This is a genomic window from Bacillus sp. P4_D3, assembly GCF_056401855.1.
The window spans coordinates 1-2,152 of the sequence record NZ_JBFUIN010000538.1; the positions used below are offsets into that span (position 1 = coordinate 1).

General features: G+C 35.6%; 1 protein-coding gene. It reads right to left on the bottom strand.

The features are described from left to right. Positions 1-1,985 (bottom strand): Cna B-type domain-containing protein (locus AC1DTM_RS23770; RefSeq protein WP_477001038.1); only part of this gene is annotated, 1,985 nt, incomplete at its 3' end. Between the last annotated feature and the right edge of the window lie 167 nt (positions 1,986-2,152).

The following is a 2,152-nucleotide window of genomic DNA, read 5'->3' on the forward strand; positions in this document are numbered from 1 at the left end:
TGCTCTTTTACTGTATATGTATAAGCAACACCGCTCGCATCATATGATTCTAAATTTGTAAATGTATATTTCCAACCATTTGCCGCTGTTACGTCCTGTGTTTCGATTACATTGCCATTTTGTAGTAAGTCTACTTTGATCGTTGCCGGACGGTCTGTTGCATTTCCGTCTTTCCACGTCTTCGTTCCTTCTACTGTCATTTTCGCTACTTTTGTATTTGTGATGTCATAACCTTTTACTTCGGATTTGTATCCCGCTACCGGTTTTTCTTTTACTGTATACGTGTAAGCAACACCGTTCGTATCATATTGTGCTAAGTCTGCAAATGTATATTTCCAACTGTTTGCCGCTGTTACGTCTTGTGTTTGAATTACGTTTCCATTTTGCAATAAGTCTACTTGGATTGAGCTTGGACGATCTGTTGCATTGTTGTCATTCCAAGTTTTCGTTCCTGAAACAGATGTTTTTGCATCTTTTGTATTCGTAATGTTGTAGCCATTTACTTCTGATTTGTATCCTGCTACCGGTTTTTCTTTTACTGTATACTTATAAGCATTACCATCATTATCATATGCAGGTAGATCTGCAATCGTATAATTCCAGTTATTTGCTGCTGTTACGTCTTGTGTTTGAATTACGKCACCATTTTTCAGTARGTCTACTTGAATCGTACTCGGACGATCTGTTGCATTGTTATCATTCCARGTCTTCGTTCCTGAAATGGATGTCGTTTTCACCTTATTCGGAAYCATCAACTTTACACCTTTTTGAGCAGTTGCATCAAYTGTAAAGTYGAWTTTTKTTTGAGGATCAAAATCCACATAKTCTGGAGCTTTAATCTCTGTTACATAGTAATTTCCTGGGTCTARATTAGRRAYYTCAACMATACCTTSTSCAYCCGTTGTATACGTATCGCCAATTTGTTCACCCGATTYCTTATACAACTTAAACGTAACATCTGGGATGAATTTTGTATTATCTCCTTCAATATGCTTCACAATTCTTAGYGTACCTTTAGGYGGTAAATCACCTTGCGCACCACCATCTGCGTTTATATTTTTAACCGGTGATTCCTTTGAAACAGTTACCGGTGGCTGATTTAGAATTTGATAACTAATTGTATAATCATTATACAAATATTTTTCGTTCATTCCGCTATCAGTTATAACCGAGCTATAATGCATACCGAAATACTTCCCACTTACATAATCCTTATAACCTCTAATTTCGAAAGAGTTACCGCTAAACGTAATCGTTCCATAGCCTTTATCCCTAAATTGTTGTGGTGTAAAATCCTCACCTCCAACTATTATGGTAAAGTCCTCCATCTTAAATGTTTGACCCGATCGTAAAGTATCAGTCAAAACAACATCAGAACTTAACTGTTCCGAACCAGTAGTATTTACATTCAGCTGCCACTTGATTTCATTCGGGGCCTCTGGGTAAATTCCACCTGTTTTGTAAGTAAATGTTGTTGTACCCGTCCCCTCAGTTGGTCCTTTAATTGTGACTCTTTGAGTTGCTAAACTTGTACCTAAATTTGTATCAACCGGTATCGTTTGATTCACTCCTACATTACTAGTTGCTTTGAATTCAAAATACAAATAGCCTCTAATGTTTTGAAGTTTTTCAACCGTATCATTAAATGTACATACCACATTAGTTGTTGTTACTTTGCAAGTACCAAAACTAACACCCGCATCATTCTTCAAGTCAATTGCTTTACTATACCCTGTTAGTTCTGCAGGTAGTGTTAATGTTAGTGTATCTCCAGCCTTCATTTGATTTCCGGATTTATCACTAAAATCTACTCTTATTCCCGATCGTTCTCCATAATTTAATTCCGTTTTGTCGAATGTAAAACTATCAACAAATCCTGTTGTATTTAATTCTTGTGCATTTGCTATTATAGATGTGAAACTCTGACCTATGGTCAACATAAATAGCATTATAATCGTAGAAATCGAAATCACTCTTTTTACCATGTCATTCTCCTGTCAATTATATTTAGATGGCTACTAATATGAATATGCTTTGACAATGACTCAATAGGTTGATGGCATTTTTGTCTTTCGATTGTTATAAACTTAAAATCTTGAAAATTGATTTTCTATAAACAATTCTTCTATTCTCCATAAATCCTCATTTTTTC